We start from the raw sequence: 15,515 nt of genomic DNA on the forward strand, positions 1-15,515 counted from the left end.
CTGACGGGAGGTTGATATGGCCGATACATCGTTCCACCTGAAAGTTGTCAGCGCTGAAAAGCATTTATATGACGGCGAAGTCAAACATATTCAGGTAACTGGTAGCGAAGGTGAGCTCGGTATTTATCCGCAGCATACCCCGTTATTAACTGCCATAAAACCGGGCATGGTACGTGTCGTAAAAACATCGGGTGAAGAAGAGTTTATCTACCTTTCTGGTGGTATTCTCGAAGTTCAGCCTACAGGCGTCATTGTACTGGCAGATACAGCTATCCGTGGTCGTGATTTGGATGAAGCGAAAGCGTTGGAATCTAAGCGTAAAGCTGAAGAACACATTCAATCCTCTCATGGTGATGTTGATTATGCTCAAGCATCAGCAGAATTAGCCAAAGCGATTGCAAAACTACGTGTAATCGAATTGACTAGACGCTAATGTAAATAGGCAGTCCATGAATAAAAAGCCAGTTAGTTATAGCTAACTGGCTTTTTTGCTTTCAGAAATATTTTGTGTAACGAAATATGTAGTATTATTTGGCATAAACAGGTTTACTTGCCATTCTTTACGGGAGTTATCAGGTTAATTATGTCTAATTCAGCTAAAAGTGTTGTTATTCTTGCTGCGGGAAAAGGTACCCGTATGTATTCACAGTTACCTAAGGTTCTTCATAAACTTGCGGGCAAATCCATGGTGCAACATGTCATTGATACCGCAAAATCCCTTGGTGCTCAACAAACCCACCTTGTTTATGGGCACGGTGGTGAACTTATGAAAGAAACATTAGGTTCACAACCTGTCAATTGGGTGCTACAAGCTGAGCAATTAGGTACCGGTCATGCTATGCAACAAGCCGCACCTTTCTTTGCTGATGATGAAGATATCCTAATGCTTTATGGTGATGTACCGCTTATCACTAAAGAAACCTTAGAGCGTTTAATTGCGGTAAAACCTGCTGGTGGCATTGGTTTATTAACCGTTATTTTAGATAACCCTATGGGGTATGGCCGTATTGTTCGCGAAAATGGCGATGTTGTTGGTATCGTAGAGCAAAAAGACGCCTCTGAAGAACAATTAAAAATTAAAGAGATCAATACTGGTATATTGGTTGCTAATGGGGGCGATTTAAAACGCTGGTTAGCGAAGCTTGATAATAACAATGCTCAGAAAGAGTACTACATTACTGATATTATTGCGCTTGCACACCAAGAAGGTCGTAAAATCGAAACCGCTCACCCTACTCGTCATAGCGAAATGGAAGGGGTTAATAACCGCTTACAACTTGCCGCATTAGAGCGTATTTATCAAACAGAACAAGCTGAACGCTTATTACTTGAAGGGGTAATGTTGCTTGATCCGGCTCGTTTTGATTTACGTGGTACGCTAACTCACGGAAAAGACGTGGTGATTGATACTAACGTTATTATTGAAGGTGAAGTCACTTTAGGTAATAACGTTGAAATTGGTACGGGTTGTGTACTGAAAAACTGTGTGATCGGTGATGGTTCGATTATCAGCCCTTATACGGTGATCGAGGATGCAAATTTAGCGCAAGAGTGTACTGTTGGGCCTTTTGCTCGTCTTCGCCCCGGCGCACAGCTGGCAGACAAAGCTCATGTTGGTAACTTTGTTGAGATGAAAAAAGCCAGTCTAGGCGTTGGCTCTAAAGCGGGTCATCTTACTTATTTAGGTGATACTGAAGTGGGTGCTAATGTGAATATTGGCGCTGGCACTATCACTTGTAACTATGACGGTGCAAATAAATTTAAAACTATCATTGGTGATGATGTGTTTATCGGCTCTGATACTCAACTTGTTGCCCCCGTTTGCGTGGCCAATGGCGCAACAATTGGTGCAGGTACAACATTGACAAAAGATGTCAACGAAAACGAATTAGTCATTAGTCGAGTTAAGCAAACACATATCTCTGGCTGGAAACGTCCGGTGAAGAAAAAACAATAATTTTAAGATAAGGGCGTATATTTCATTATCGCCCTTTTCTTGTACGCTATTATTCTAAAAACAAAAATATCCCCGTTTTCTACCATGGCTTGGGGAACAAAATAATCAGGTATAAAGACATCAAGTGCGAAAAACGCACAGTTTTAGGAATAACACAATGTGTGGAATAGTAGGTGCAGTTGCACAACGCGATATCGCAGAAATCTTAATTGAAGGTTTACGTCGTTTAGAATACCGCGGTTATGATTCAGCGGGGTTAGCTGTTGTCGATAATGATTGTCATATGACACGTCTGCGTGAAGTTGGCAAAGTACAGATGCTGGCAGAAGAAGCAGAAAAAACACAAGTTATTGGTGGTACAGGTATTGCTCATACCCGTTGGGCAACCCATGGTGAACCTTGTCAAGATAATGCTCATCCTCATGTCTCCGGCACTATTGCCGTGGTACATAATGGGATTATTGAAAACTACCAAGAGCTAAAAGCTGAGTTAATTAACCGGGGCTATCAGTTTGCCTCTCAAACTGATACTGAAGTTATTGCTCACTTAGTCAATTGGGAACAGCGCCAAGGCGGCACATTACGTGAAGTCGTACAGCGTGTGATCCCTCAATTACGTGGTGCTTACGGTACTGTCATTATGGATAGTCGTACACCAGAGCTATTAGTGGCAGCACGCTCAGGAAGCCCACTGGTGGTAGGTCTTGGTGTTGGGGAAAACTTCCTTGCTTCTGACCAACTGGCTTTATTGCCTGTTACTCGCCGCTTTATCTACCTTGAAGAAGGCGATATTGTCGAAATTACTCGTCGTCATGTGCATATTTATGATGTTAATGGCGAAGAAGTTAATCGTGATATTATTGAATCGAATGTGCAATATGATGCGGGTGACAAAGGTATTTATCGTCACTATATGCAAAAAGAGATCTACGAACAGCCTTTAGCCATTAAAAACACCCTTGAAGGGCGTTTAAAAGCAGAAAGTATTGATCTTAGTGAGTTAGGATCTAAAGCACCAGAGATCTTATCTCAAGTGGAACATATTCAAATTGTTGCCTGCGGTACATCTTATAACGCAGGTATGGTATCGCGTTATTGGTTTGAATCTTTAGCGGGGATCCCCTGTGATGTGGAAATTGCATCAGAATATCGCTATCGCAAACCAGCGACTCGTCGCAATAGTTTACTGATAACCTTATCTCAATCAGGTGAAACGGCAGATACTCTAGCAGCATTACGCTTATCAAAAGAGTTAGGTTATTTATCATCGCTGGCAATTTGTAATGTGGCTGGCTCTTCTTTAGTTCGCGAATCTGAATTTGTGCTAATGACTAAAGCAGGGGCTGAAATTGGGGTTGCATCAACCAAAGCCTTTACAACGCAACTGGCCGTTTTATTAATGCTAGTGGCCTATATGGGACGCATTAAAGGTGTTGAAGCCCTTGAACAACAAGTTGCAATGGCGCTTCATGCACTACCGAGCCGTATTGAAAGTATGTTGTCGAAAGATAAAGTGATTGAAGCTTTAGCAGAAGACTTCTCAGAAAAAAGTCATGCACTCTTCTTAGGCCGTGGTGATCAATATCCAATAGCGGTAGAAGGCGCATTAAAGTTAAAAGAGATCTCTTATATTCATGCAGAAGCTTATGCGGCTGGTGAATTAAAACATGGACCTCTTGCTTTAATTGATGCTGATATGCCCGTTATCATCGTAGCGCCAAATAATGAATTATTAGAGAAATTAAAATCTAATATTGAAGAAGTGCGCGCTCGTGGTGGTTTACTGTATGTGTTTGCCGATCAAGATGCTGGCTTTGAAGAAAGTGAAACAATGAAACTGATTTCTCTGCCTCATGTTGAAGAGTTAATTGCGCCAATTTTCTATACTGTACCATTACAGTTACTTTCTTATCATGTGGCGTTAATTAAAGGGACTGATGTCGATCAGCCTCGAAACTTGGCTAAATCAGTGACTGTTGAGTAATATTATTTAATAGTTTATTGCCAATTTTGCCCCGTATCTTAATTTTAGGTGCGGGGCATTTTTAACTCACTATTATTTTTAAGTTCTTTGTTATTAAAAAACATTACAAAAATAAATACCAGTGTAAAAAGTGAATAGATTAAAAAGTGCGTAAGGTTTTTATTTTTTTATCAGATAAATATATTATTACTATAAATATATCGAAGAAAATTAAAATAAAATCAATAAGGTATCTTTTTAATGTAACGCCTAAAAATAATAGAGATGTTATTAATAATCTTTCTACAATATAAATTTAAAATCTATATTTTATCTTTGTAATAATAGTCTAGTGACTAGTCATTTAAAAAAAATATAAATCAGTTTTAAATTTTCATAAAACTTTAATCATTGTCGCTTAATCTCTAGTCAATCATCATAAATTGGCGTGGTAAGCGATATGTTACAGTTCAATATAAACTCACAAAATGGCTCAATGCCACATATTCGTGTAGAGAATATTCAAAAGAGATTTAATCAATTTATTGCTTTAGATGGTGTTTCTTTAGAGATTAAACAAGGCGAGTTAGTCTGCCTATTAGGGCCTTCTGGATGTGGAAAAACCACATTATTACGTTGTATTGCCGGATTAGAAACACAAGATCACGGTAGTATCTTTAATTACGATAACAACATCTCACACCTTCCCCCTCAAGCCCGTGACTATGGGATCTTATTTCAGTCCTATGCATTATTTCCTAACCTGACGGTACAGTAGAATATTGCGTATGGTTTAGCCGGTCAGCCTCGTAATGTGATTAAAAATCGCGTTAATGAAATGCTGGAGTTAGTTGGTTTACAAGACCGAAAGAAAAAATATCCAGGAGAATTATCTGGCGGTCAACAACAGCGTGTGGCATTGGCTCGTGCTTTGGCTCCTGCCCCTTCTTTACTATTACTGGATGAGCCAATGTCGGCATTAGATGCACAAGTGCGTGAACATTTGTGTGTGGAGCTACGTAATTTACAGCAAAGCTTAAATATCACTACGCTAATGGTCACTCATAATCAAGATGAAGCCATGCTGATGGCCGATAGGATAGCTGTAATGAATAACGGCAAGGTTGAGCAGTACGGCAGTAGTGAAGAGATTTACAACCATCCACAAACACCATTTGTTGCAGAGTTTGTAGGAAAAGGTAACTGGTTACCTTTCAATAGAAATCAGCACGGTGAGGCGATGATTGGCTCACGAGAAGTCCAATTAAAACATACTGCAATACCTCATAATCAAGGGCGTCTCTTTTGTCGACCTGAATCAATCAAAATTAACCCAATACAAAACAAACATAATCAATACGATGCCAATATACAAAATGTGGTGTTTTTGGGAAGTCGTTGCATTATGAAGTTTGAATTAGACCATTTACCGGGACATTTATTACAAGCCGAGATCTCTGCTGCTGAGCTACATAGTATTCAAAACGGTAAAGTTAAAGTGACTTTACCGGCTAATGAACTACACATATTTGCGTAAGGTAGCGAGATAATGTCAGTGATAGTACCTACCAAATCTATTAATCGTTTAGATAGTTTATTTGTTGCTGGTGGTAAGTTATTTATTATTTGCTTACTTATTCTTGGGGTTTTATTGCCTTTATTGGCTATTTTCTGGCGAGGTTTTACGCCTGATATATCACAAGGTGGTGGTTTTCAGGCTGCCATTGATTTGTTCACCAGTGCTAATTTTCTGTGGTTGGTGGGTAACAGTATTAGTGTTTCGCTAAGCGTTGCTGTTATTACGGTGCCACTGGCTTACCTGTTTGCTTATGCTCTACATCGCACCTTGATCCCTTTTAAATCCTTGTGGCGTGGAATATCACTATTACCCTTACTCGCTCCTTCTATGCTACCGGGTATTGCATTGGTTTATCTATTTGGTAACCAAGGGCTATTGCGTAGCTTACTCACAGAGAGTATTTATGGTTATTGGGGATTAGTGCTTGGTGAGGTGATCTACACTTTTCCTCATGCGCTAATGATTTTACTCTCCGCATTATCCATGTCTGATGCTCGTTTATTTGATGCTGCATCTAGCTTAGGGGCCTCTTCTTGGCGCACTTTTCGTAGTGTCACTTGGTCATCGAGCCGACATGGGATTTTCGCAGCATTGTGCTTGGTATTTACGTTAACTATTACTGACTTTGGTATTCCGGTTGTCGTCGGCGGAGATTATCAAGTACTGGCGTTAGAAGCCTATAAAGCCGTGCTTGGTCAGCAACAATTTGGCCGCGGTGCTTTAATCGGTATGTTGTTATTGCTACCTGCATTGTTGACCTTCGGTGTCGATGTTTGGTTACGTAAACGTCAACGTGATGCAATGAGCTCGCGTGCCCAATTCTATTTACCAAAAGCTAATTTTCAGCGTGACACGCTTTATCTAATATTTGTGATGCTTATTTGCGCGCTATTTTTATTGGTATTCGGTACGGCCGTTTATTCCTCTTTTATTCAGTTCTGGCCTTATAACTTATCGTTTTCGTTACGTCATTATAATTTTGAAGGATTGCCTGGGGGATGGCTCGCCTATACCAACAGTATTATTTTGGCATTTTACACTGCCACTATCGGCTGCTTTCTGATCTTTATGGGCGCTTACTTAATAGAGAAAACGGCTTCTCACTCTTGGCTTAACAATCTGCTACGTATGTTAAGTTTTGTACCGATGGCCGTTCCGGGGTTAGTGTTGGGATTAGGGTATGTATTTTTCTTTAACTTACCGAATAATCCACTGAACTTTTTATACGGCAGTATGGTGTTATTAGTGCTGTGCTCCATTGCACACTTTTTCACTACTGCCTATATGACTGCGAGCACGGCACTGCGCCAGTTAGATAAAGAATTCGAGGCAGCTTCATTATCCTTAAAAGCGCCTTTATATCGTCACTTTTGGCGTATCACTATTCCTCTTTGTTTGCCGGCATTATTAGATATTTATCGTTATCTATTTGTTTCTGCTATGACAACGGTTTCCGCGGCGATCTTCCTTTATAGCCCAGACACTATTTTAGCCGCGGTTGCGGTATTAAATATGGATGATGCGGGCAATATTGGTGGCGCGGCAGCTATGTCGACATTGATTTTAACCACCTCGGCAGGAGTTTCGATATTGTTATCTATTGCTTCGCAAGGTGTTCTTCGCCGTACACAAGCGTGGCATCAGCGTGAAGCTAAACAATAAATTTAAAGGTTTAATTCTCTCACATAGCAATACTAGGAAAATCGCATGATGTTAAAAAAACTGATACTTGCCACCAGCTTATTATTCTCTGCGGGAACGGTCTTTGCAGCGACTGAAATTACGGTATACACCGCAATAGAAAGTGAACAATTACAAGCTTATAAACAAGCATTTGAGGCTAAATATCCTGATATAAAAATAAAATGGGTAAGAGATTCAACGGGGATTATCACCGCTAAATTATTAGCAGAAAAAGATCGTCCTCAAGCCGATGTTGTGTGGGGATTAGCTGCATCAAGTTTAGCAATATTAAAAGCGCAAAATATGCTTGAGCCTTATGCTCCGGCGCAGTTAGATGATATTGATGTGAAATTTCGTGATAGCAACAACCCGCCAACTTGGGTTGGTATGGATGTCTGGGCGGCAACGATTTGCTACAACACGATAGAAGCACAAAAATTGGGGTTATCTAAACCCACTTCTTGGCAAGATCTCACTAAGCCTGAATACAAAGGCAAAATCGTTATGCCAAATCCGGCATCATCAGGCACTGGATTTTTAGATGTAAGTGCTTGGTTACAAATATTTGGTGAACAAGAGGGTTGGGCATATATGGACAAGTTGCATCAGAATATTGGTCAATATGTTCATTCTGGCTCCAAACCCTGCAAAATGGCTGCATCGGGGGAATACCCGATAGGCATATCCTTTGAATATCCGGCGATCCAATTGAAACGACAAGGGGCACCACTAGACATCATATTACCGCAAGAAGGATTGGGTTGGGATATTGAAGCAACGGCGATAATCAAAGGAACTAATAAGCGAGATGCCGCGCAAAAATTAGCTGATTTTTCCGCCTCAAAGGAAGCGATGAAGCTTTATAGTGCTAATTTTGCTGTATTAGCCAATACCAGTGTACCCGTAAGCCAAACAGAATTACCTCGCGATTATGCTCAACGTTTAATTAAAAATGATTTTATTTGGGCAGCTGAAAAGCGCGACACCATTTTAACTGAATGGCGTAAGCGCTATGACGGTAAGAGTGCAAAATAATTATTTTTTACTTTATTAATTAATAGATAGGGTGCGATGCACTCTATCTGGTTTAGGGTGTCATATGAAATTTGATATTGCGGTTATTGGTGCGGGCATTATTGGTTTATCTCATGCATATGCAGCGGCTCAGCGAGGTTTACGTGTTGCTATTTTTGAGCGCAGTTACACGCCTGTGGGCGCTTCTGTACGTAATTTTGGTCACGGATTAATTTTGGGTCAAGCGCCGGGAAAAATGCTAGATTTAGCAAAAAATAGTCGTGAAATTTGGGCAACTATGGCCAAACAGGCTAAATTTTTAACGCGTCAAAAAGGGACTTATCTATTAGCACGTACACAATCTGAGCAAGCTGTTCTTGAAGCCTTTGTCGATGGTCGAGCTAAAACCTATGGCTATGATTGTGAATTACTTTCTAAAACACAATTAGCGACGGTTTATGGTGGTCAATTACAACACCATAAAGCGGCGTTGCATGGCAAAGAAGATCAGGTGCTATTTTCGCGAGAAGCGATCCCACAGTTAGCGGCTTATCTAGGCAGCTTAGCTAATGTAACGAGTTATTTTTCCACATTAGTACGGGATATTGATGTAGATACGGGGACATTGATCACCAGTAATGGAACATTTAGTGCAGAAAAGATCATTGTCTGCTCAGGGCACGATTATCAAACATTATTGGCTGACGAAATAAAAAAGCTTGATCCTATAGTTTGCCGCCTGCAGATGTTGCGAGTGACAGCAGAGCAAAATATTGGATTGGCGCATGCGCTAATGACGGGATTAAGTTGTACTCACTATGGTGCATTTGCTGATTTACCTGAGGCACAGGCTTTAGCGAAAGAAATTAAAATGCAATCGCCGTTGATTGAGCAGTATGGTATTCATTTATTAATTACCCCGACTCCTTATGGCGATCTTATTATTGGTGATTCTCATGAATATAGCTTAGATGCACAGCCTTTTAACAGCGAAGAGGTTGATAACCTCCTGATAGAGTTAGCTGAGCACACATTAGGTTGTTCGGTTCAAGTAAAAGAGCGTTGGCAAGGGGTTTATGGGGCAAAAGGAAAGGAGCCGATTTCAATTTTAACGCCGAGTGAAAAAGTCACTGCAGTATTGATGCGAACGGGTTTAGGAATGAGTGTTGGGCCTGGTTTAGGTGAACAAAATATTCGTCAACTATTTGATTAATCTTGCATTAGGGATGTGAAGTTATTTTTTAATTATCCAAAGCACCGTAAAACCCCGTCCTTCAGGTCGGGGATATAAGGCGCGGTTTTTTAACTAACTCGGTGTTTCCTGTTGCTCAATGTACTGGCGGATAATGGATATTGGTGCGCCACCACAACTCCCCGCGAAATAACTTGGCGACCAAAGAACCCCCTTGTAGTAATCACGTTGGGCAATATCAGGACGATCACGTCGAAGTAATCGACTCGATACCCCTTTAAGGCTGTTAACCAGATTAGATATCGCCAGTTTTGGCGGGTAATTAATCAGTAAATGAACGTGATCCCGTTCCCCATCCATTTCAACCAGTTCAACATCAAAATCAGCACAAACACTGGCAAAGTAGCCTCGCAATTTTTCAATTGCATCCTGATCAAATATTTTTCGCCGGTATTTTGTGACAAAGACCAAATGGACGTGCATCAGGAATACACAATGTCTGCCACGGCGAATATTAGTTTCATTTTTCATGGACCAAAGTATAATAGGTAATATGAAACGTCTACAAGCCTTTAAATTCCAGTTAAGACCCAATGGTCAGCAAGAGCGTGAGATGAGACGCTTTGCAGGGGCTTGTCGTTTTGTTTTCAATCGGGCATTAGCACGTCAGAATGAGAATTACGAAGCAGGGAATAAATACATTCCCTATACAAAAATGGCTTCATGGCTCATTGAGTGGAAATCTGACACAGAGACACAATGGTTGAAGGAAGCCCCATCACAACCGTTACAACAGTCACTTAAAGATTTGGAACGGGCTTACAAGAATTTTTTCCAGAAACGTACCGCTTTTCCTCGATTCAAGAAACGCGGTAAAAATGACGCTTTTCGCTACCCGCAGGGCGTGAAGCTCGATCAATCCAATAGTCGTATATCATTGCCAAAGTTGGGATGGATGCGCTACCGCAACAGTCGTGAAGTCGTCGGAGAAGTGAGAAACGTCACGGTCAGTCAGTCATGCGGTAAATGGTACGTCAGCATTCAGACTGAGTATGAAGCGACAGAACCACAACATGAATCAACCTCAATAGTCGGGCTTGATGCAGGCGTTACAAAGCTGGCCACGCTTTCAGACGGTACGGTATACCCGCCCGTCAGCAGTTTTAAAGTAAACCAGCGAAAGCTGGCAAGGCTTCAACGGAAATTAAGCCGTAAAATCACATTCAGTGCCAACGGGCAAAAACAAAAGCGCAAAATTCAACGTCTGCATACTCATATTGCCAATATCAGGAAAGACTACCTTCACAAAGTCACCAGCGAAATCAGCAAAAACCACGCAATGATTGTCATTGAGGACTTAAAGGTCAGTAACATGTCTAAATCGGCAAAAGGTACGACAGAACGGCCTGGACGGAACGTAAAATCTAAATCTGGTTTAAACCGCGCAATACTGGAGCAGGGCTGGTATGAAATGCGCCGTCAGCTTGAGTACAAGCAGCTCTGGCGAGGTGGTCAGGTACTGGCAATACCACCAGCCTACACCAGTCAGAAGTGCGCTTGCTGTGGTCATACAGCAAAGGAAAACCGCCAGTCACAAAGTCAATTCGAGTGCCTTGAATGTGGATATACAGCGAATGCTGATATCAACGGGGCACGTAACATTTTAGCGGCAGGACATGCCGTGCTTGCCCGTGGAGGGAGGGTGCAGTGAGACCGCCCGTCGAAGCAGGAACCCGCCGAGGTGATTCAGACATCAGTCTGAACGCAGTAGGGATCCACGTCCTTTAGGGCGTGGAGGATGTCAAAATATTCAGGTTACGAAGAGAGAATAAAAAAGAGATGTCTATTTTTTACACATCTCTTTTGCAATAACATATTCATTTGGTGCAAAAGCAGATGATTTATAACAACTAAAATAGCCTTTAGAGGTTAAATCGAGAGCGACATAAATTGAAAAGAAAAAGCTAAAAACGATACCAACTATTGCTATTCCTGTGCATATACCCGCTACTTTATTATTCATTTTTTGTGTTTTTTTTGTGTATCCACAAATAAAAATTAGATAAGAAAAATAGATAATCAAAGGGGCTGCAAAAAAAAACAACCCTGTTTGAAATGAGAATAGAATTCTATCTTTCATCATAAAATAGTTTTTGTAGTAGATTATGGAGTCATAGAAACAAAACAAAGCTAAAGAAAAAAGGAATATTGCAATTAAATACATTTTTAGAGAGTTTATTTTAACCATGACTAAAGTTTCCCTACTTTTCAGTTTTTAGCAAAAATTAAAACGTAAATAAAATGACCATATGATATATATAATAGTGATTGTAACATAACCCCATCTTAGCTTTTTATTTTTTTCTAAAAAAAGTAATGTAATACAAGGTATTAATATCAATATAGGCTCAGTAGCATATCTGACAATGAAAACTATTAGTACACATTATCAGATTTAAGAGATGTCTATTTTTTACACATCTCTTTTGCAATAACATATTCATTTGGTGCAAAAGCAGATGATTTATAACAACGATAATAGCCTTTAGAGGTTAAATCGAGACCGACATAAATTGAAAAGAAAAAGCTAAAAACGATACCAATTATTGCTATTCCTGCGCATATACCAGCTACTTTATTATTCATTCTTTGTAACTTTTTTGGTATCCTAAAATAAAACTATAATATGAGAAATAAAGTATTAGAGGCGTTGCAAAAACTAAGAGCCCTGTTTGAAATGAGAATAAGATCCTATCTTCCATTAGAAAATAGGTTATGTAGTAACTTGTTGATATATAAATTGAAAAAATGGCTATAAATAGAATTGCAATAGAAGATAATATCAATTTTACTGGTTCTATTTTTATCAAAACTAAATTTCTCCCATTGAGAAAGATGGCGTTGGGGGATAGGGAAGGTCAGTTTTCAGAAGAAATTAAAACGTAAATAAAATGACCATATGATATACATAACAGTGATTGTAACATAACCCCATCTTAGCTTTTTATTTTTTTCTAAAAAAAGTAATAAAATACAAGGTATTAATATCAATATAGGCTCAATAACATATCTACCATTGAGTGGCAGTTGACAAAGATTATCAATATCACCTTCACCAATCATCCATTCATAGTCAGATATGGAAAGAATATTAATCAATATTAATAAAAAAATAAAATATAGAAATATAAAAGTGCGAAGTATTATTTTCATATTAAAGAATACCTAGATATATCTTTATATTCTCTATTGACCAATTACGCCCATTACTGCTTTATTGGGCGTTGGTATTGGATAATAGTTACGGCTTTTGATTATTAGCGATCCTCTGATTAATATCTTCTATCACCGCAGGTAAATTGGCAAGGGTATCAATAATATAATGAGCACCAGCGGTACGTAGTTTATTTTCAGCAATGCGCTTACGGTTTTCTATTTCTGCCTGTTCCATTGTTTGATATTGTTCAAAGGTGGCACCAAACTCATTGCCTGAAACAGATAACCCGACAGTCCACATACCGGCATTTAACCCTTCGGCAATACCTGTTACTGCATCATCGACTTTAACACAGTGTGCTACACTCATTACACCCAGTTCAATCACATTCTTTAACGCCATCCAAGGGCCTGGGCGAGAGCCGGCGGCAATTTCATCACTAGCAACCACGCAATCAGGCTGATAACCATATTCAGCGGCTTTCGGTACTAATACATCCATTACGGCTTTAGGATAACCTGAGCAAGAGCCGATTTTAATTCCTTGTGCTCTTATGGTCGAGATAGCCTCAAGTGCTCCCTCAATCGGTTTAGCAAAATGTACCACTTGTGCAATTTGTAACGGCATAAAGGTGCGATAAATATGCTGTGCCTCTTCTTCACTTGGTGGGTGACCAAATTGGGCTGTCCAGCGAGTACGAATATTAGGCTCGTTAAGTAAAGCACGAATATGATCGATTTTACCCATCCCCATCGGCCCTCGTGCTTCTGATAAACTTATTTTAAAGTTAAAGGCTTGAGCAAAGGCATCGACAAAAATTTGTGTGGGGGCGAAAGAGCCAAAATCGACTACTGTACCAGCCCAATCTAAAATTACTGCTTCAACCGATTTATTCATATGTTTAGACCTACTATGTGAAATCATTATTAACGGCGAATGGGGAGAATGTAGAACATCCTACCATTAAAAAAATGGGTTATTGTGATGTCAATTTTAAGGGGGATTTATGACATAGGTATGTCATCACAATAAATATCACCGCAAAAGTAGTTTGGCTCTCAACATTAGATACTAAAAAAAGTAAATAAAACTAATATAAAACACGATTTTAAGATCATCATTTAACGCATAAAAAAAAGAGTGATTTTATTTATTAATCAATAAATTTTATTAGATAAGATAAAATACCTTTTATTATCATACATATTTTATATTGTATGATAAATTTATTACCGAATTTTATTGTATTGTTCTTTCATCAAATAAAATTGAAAATAAATGTTTTTATTTTAATAATAGAGCGATTTTTCTTAATCCAGTGTGTTAAAAAATTATTTTATTGGTTTTATTGTTTGTTTGATAAAAAATAATTTGGTTTTATTTTGTTTTTTTAGGTTTTATCAAAAAATAAAATAAATCTATTTAAAATAATGCTCTCTAAAAACAAGATAAAATAGTAAAAAGTATTTTATCTTAAACCTCTTTTCTATTTTTCAATGTTCTTATTAGCTTTAGATTATTTTATCTATTTCTATCATGTGATTTCTAGCAGATCTTATTCTATTTAATTAATTGTTATTATGGTTTTAAAAAATAGATGCAATCATATTAAATATATGTAAAGTTTAACGTGATGTTATTGATAAATAAATCCACATTTTATTTTAAGGCTAATGCTTTTTATCAAGCATTTTATTGCAGTTGATAAAGGCCATCTTGATTTAAATATCTAGCTAAAAAAGACAAATTATAATTACAAGAGGTAAATAAAATGCAACACACAATTAATTCACAATATGATGAAATGGTTGATTTTCTAAAGGAGTTAGTGAATATCGATAGCGGCTCTTATGATAAACAAGGGGTTGATACAGTCGCTGATCTTTTAATTCAACGCTACCAAAAATTAGGTTTTGTTGTTGAAGTATTTGAAAATGAACAACTAGGGAATAACTACCGTTTAGTTCATAAAGATGCCACAAACCCACAAATTTTTATTGCTGCACATTTAGATACTGTATTTCCTAAAGGAACAGTAGCAGAGCGCCCATTTAGTATCGATGGCTCCCGTGCCTATGGCCCCGGTGTTATTGATATGAAAGCCAGCCATGTTTTAACTTACTATGCGATTAATGCACTCAAACAAAGTGGCGATCTCTCTTATCAAAATGTTGAAATATTACTTAACTGTGATGAAGAAATAGGGTCAAAAACATCGCGTCATTTAATTGAAAAATATGCAAAAAATAAAGCTTATGCATTAATTATGGAGCCTGCTCGTGCGAATGGTGCCATTGTTAGCGCTCGTCGAGGTGTTGGAACTTATGAGTTGTTGATTGAAGGTAAAGCATCTCACTCAGGTATTGCACCAGAAGCAGGAATTAGTGCTATTCAAGAGCTTTCATACAAAATTCAGGCCCTACATGCGCTTTCTCGCCATGATGAAGGTCTTTCCGTTAATGTCGGACTGATTTCTGGTGGTACATCTGTCAATACGGTTGCACCCCATGCACGAGCTGAAATCGATGTGCGTATTTCAACGGATGAGCAGGGGATTGAAATTGATAAGCAAGTCAGAGAAGTTTGTAGTCAACCTGTGTTAGCGGGGGTTAAATTAACGCTAAAAGGTGGCATTAATCGCCCTCCAATGGTGAAAACACCTGAAAGTGCCAATTTAATAGAAATCATTAAACAGCAAGCGGATTTAATTGGCTTAGCTATTGAAGATATTTCAACCGGGGGAGGATCTGATGCCTCATTTACTGCCGGTGTCGGTACGCCAAGTGTTGATGGTTTAGGCCCTATTGGTGGCTATCAACATAGTGATAAAGAATATCTCGATTTACCGTCATTGACCGAAAGGACAGTGCTATTTGCAAATGTTATTAAGCGTCTGTCTCAATAAGGTGA

The 15,515-nt window shown here is 38.9% G+C and carries 14 protein-coding genes and 1 pseudogene; 9 read left to right on the plus strand and 6 right to left on the minus strand.

The features are described from left to right. Positions 1-16: 16 nt before the first annotated feature. From PMI_RS15180 to PMI_RS15210, 7 genes and pseudogenes are all read left to right on the plus strand, one after another. Positions 17-433 (plus strand): F0F1 ATP synthase subunit epsilon, encoded by a 417-nt coding sequence (locus tag PMI_RS15180; protein WP_004246588.1) that lies wholly within the window; start codon positions 17-19, stop codon positions 431-433. Between the two features lie 150 nt (positions 434-583). Continuing rightward, complete coding sequence (gene glmU, locus PMI_RS15185) at positions 584-1,957, plus strand: bifunctional UDP-N-acetylglucosamine diphosphorylase/glucosamine-1-phosphate N-acetyltransferase GlmU (RefSeq protein WP_004246587.1); 1,374 nt, start codon at positions 584-586, stop codon at positions 1,955-1,957. Between the two features lie 157 nt (positions 1,958-2,114). Then, a complete protein-coding gene (glmS, locus tag PMI_RS15190; RefSeq protein ID WP_004246586.1) occupies positions 2,115-3,941 on the plus strand; it encodes a glutamine--fructose-6-phosphate transaminase (isomerizing) in 1,827 nt (608 codons plus the stop codon). A gap of 475 nt (positions 3,942-4,416) precedes the next feature. Continuing rightward, positions 4,417-5,457 (plus strand): annotated as a pseudogene (locus PMI_RS15195) (putative 2-aminoethylphosphonate ABC transporter ATP-binding protein). Between the two features lie 12 nt (positions 5,458-5,469). After that, positions 5,470-7,161 carry a putative 2-aminoethylphosphonate ABC transporter permease subunit gene (locus PMI_RS15200; RefSeq protein ID WP_012368609.1) on the plus strand — a complete coding sequence of 564 codons (1,692 nt, stop codon included), beginning with the start codon at positions 5,470-5,472 and terminating at the stop codon, positions 7,159-7,161. Positions 7,162-7,206: 45 nt separating this feature from the next. After that, on the plus strand, positions 7,207-8,217 hold the full coding sequence (locus PMI_RS15205) for a putative 2-aminoethylphosphonate ABC transporter substrate-binding protein (protein ID WP_004246580.1): 1,011 nt from the start codon (positions 7,207-7,209) through the stop codon (positions 8,215-8,217). Positions 8,218-8,281: 64 nt separating this feature from the next. After that, the gene (locus PMI_RS15210; RefSeq protein WP_012368610.1) at positions 8,282-9,409 is read left to right on the plus strand and encodes a TIGR03364 family FAD-dependent oxidoreductase; all 1,128 of its coding nucleotides are present in this window, start codon (positions 8,282-8,284) and stop codon (positions 9,407-9,409) included. Positions 9,410-9,502: 93 nt separating this feature from the next. Here the strand turns inward: PMI_RS15210 and tnpA are convergent, their stop codons facing one another. After that, positions 9,503-9,919, minus strand: a complete 417-nt coding sequence (gene tnpA / locus PMI_RS15215) for an IS200/IS605 family transposase (protein WP_012368599.1) — start codon at positions 9,917-9,919, stop codon at positions 9,503-9,505. Between the two features lie 22 nt (positions 9,920-9,941). Here tnpA and PMI_RS15220 point away from each other — a divergent pair, with 22 nt between their 5' ends. Beyond that, on the plus strand, positions 9,942-11,099 hold the full coding sequence (locus tag PMI_RS15220; protein ID WP_012368611.1) for an RNA-guided endonuclease InsQ/TnpB family protein: 1,158 nt from the start codon (positions 9,942-9,944) through the stop codon (positions 11,097-11,099). A gap of 132 nt (positions 11,100-11,231) precedes the next feature. On the opposite strand, the gene PMI_RS15225 is transcribed toward PMI_RS15220, so the two are convergent. From PMI_RS15225 to phnX, 5 genes are all read right to left on the minus strand, one after another. Beyond that, the gene (locus tag PMI_RS15225) at positions 11,232-11,636 is read right to left on the minus strand and encodes a DUF1240 domain-containing protein (RefSeq protein WP_004249983.1); all 405 of its coding nucleotides are present in this window, start codon (positions 11,634-11,636) and stop codon (positions 11,232-11,234) included. Positions 11,637-11,663: 27 nt separating this feature from the next. Continuing rightward, positions 11,664-11,789, minus strand: a complete 126-nt coding sequence (locus PMI_RS19325) for a DUF2645 family protein (protein ID WP_231098497.1) — start codon at positions 11,787-11,789, stop codon at positions 11,664-11,666. 65 nt (positions 11,790-11,854) lie between these two features. Beyond that, a complete protein-coding gene (locus PMI_RS19695; RefSeq protein WP_231098498.1) occupies positions 11,855-12,034 on the minus strand; it encodes a DUF1240 domain-containing protein in 180 nt (59 codons plus the stop codon). 279 nt (positions 12,035-12,313) lie between these two features. Then, a complete protein-coding gene (locus PMI_RS15235; protein ID WP_012368612.1) occupies positions 12,314-12,601 on the minus strand; it encodes a DUF2645 family protein in 288 nt (95 codons plus the stop codon). An 88-nt stretch (positions 12,602-12,689) separates the two neighbouring features. Next, positions 12,690-13,502 carry a phosphonoacetaldehyde hydrolase gene (gene phnX, locus PMI_RS15240; RefSeq protein WP_012368613.1) on the minus strand — a complete coding sequence of 271 codons (813 nt, stop codon included), beginning with the start codon at positions 13,500-13,502 and terminating at the stop codon, positions 12,690-12,692. Positions 13,503-14,376: 874 nt separating this feature from the next. Between phnX and PMI_RS15245 the strand changes: the two genes are divergently transcribed. Next, positions 14,377-15,510, plus strand: coding sequence for a M20 family metallopeptidase (locus PMI_RS15245; protein WP_004246571.1), 1,134 nt, complete (start codon positions 14,377-14,379; stop codon positions 15,508-15,510). Positions 15,511-15,515: the final 5 nt, after the last annotated feature.

This window comes from Proteus mirabilis HI4320, assembly GCF_000069965.1.
In the GTDB taxonomy this organism is placed as follows: Bacteria; Pseudomonadota; Gammaproteobacteria; order Enterobacterales; family Enterobacteriaceae; genus Proteus; species Proteus mirabilis.

Bases quoted from the DNA above. Each gene is read 5' to 3' on its own strand.
- PMI_RS15235 (WP_012368612.1), bottom strand. From the start codon at position 12,601: ATGAAAATAATACTTCGCACTTTTATATTTCTATATTTTATTTTTTTA.
- PMI_RS15180 (WP_004246588.1), top strand. From the start codon at position 17: ATGGCCGATACATCGTTCCACCTGAAAGTTGTCAGCGCTGAAAAGCAT.
- PMI_RS15200 (WP_012368609.1), top strand. From the start codon at position 5,470: ATGTCAGTGATAGTACCTACCAAATCTATTAATCGTTTAGATAGTTTA.
- glmS (WP_004246586.1), top strand. From the start codon at position 2,115: ATGTGTGGAATAGTAGGTGCAGTTGCACAACGCGATATCGCAGAAATC.
- PMI_RS15220 (WP_012368611.1), top strand. From the start codon at position 9,942: ATGAAACGTCTACAAGCCTTTAAATTCCAGTTAAGACCCAATGGTCAG.
- PMI_RS19695 (WP_231098498.1), bottom strand. From the start codon at position 12,034: ATGAATAATAAAGTAGCTGGTATATGCGCAGGAATAGCAATAATTGGT.
- PMI_RS15245 (WP_004246571.1), top strand. From the start codon at position 14,377: ATGCAACACACAATTAATTCACAATATGATGAAATGGTTGATTTTCTA.
- PMI_RS15225 (WP_004249983.1), bottom strand. From the start codon at position 11,636: ATGGTTAAAATAAACTCTCTAAAAATGTATTTAATTGCAATATTCCTT.
- PMI_RS15205 (WP_004246580.1), top strand. From the start codon at position 7,207: ATGATGTTAAAAAAACTGATACTTGCCACCAGCTTATTATTCTCTGCG.
- glmU (WP_004246587.1), top strand. From the start codon at position 584: ATGTCTAATTCAGCTAAAAGTGTTGTTATTCTTGCTGCGGGAAAAGGT.
- phnX (WP_012368613.1), bottom strand. From the start codon at position 13,502: ATGAATAAATCGGTTGAAGCAGTAATTTTAGATTGGGCTGGTACAGTA.
- PMI_RS15210 (WP_012368610.1), top strand. From the start codon at position 8,282: ATGAAATTTGATATTGCGGTTATTGGTGCGGGCATTATTGGTTTATCT.
- tnpA (WP_012368599.1), bottom strand. From the start codon at position 9,919: ATGAAAAATGAAACTAATATTCGCCGTGGCAGACATTGTGTATTCCTG.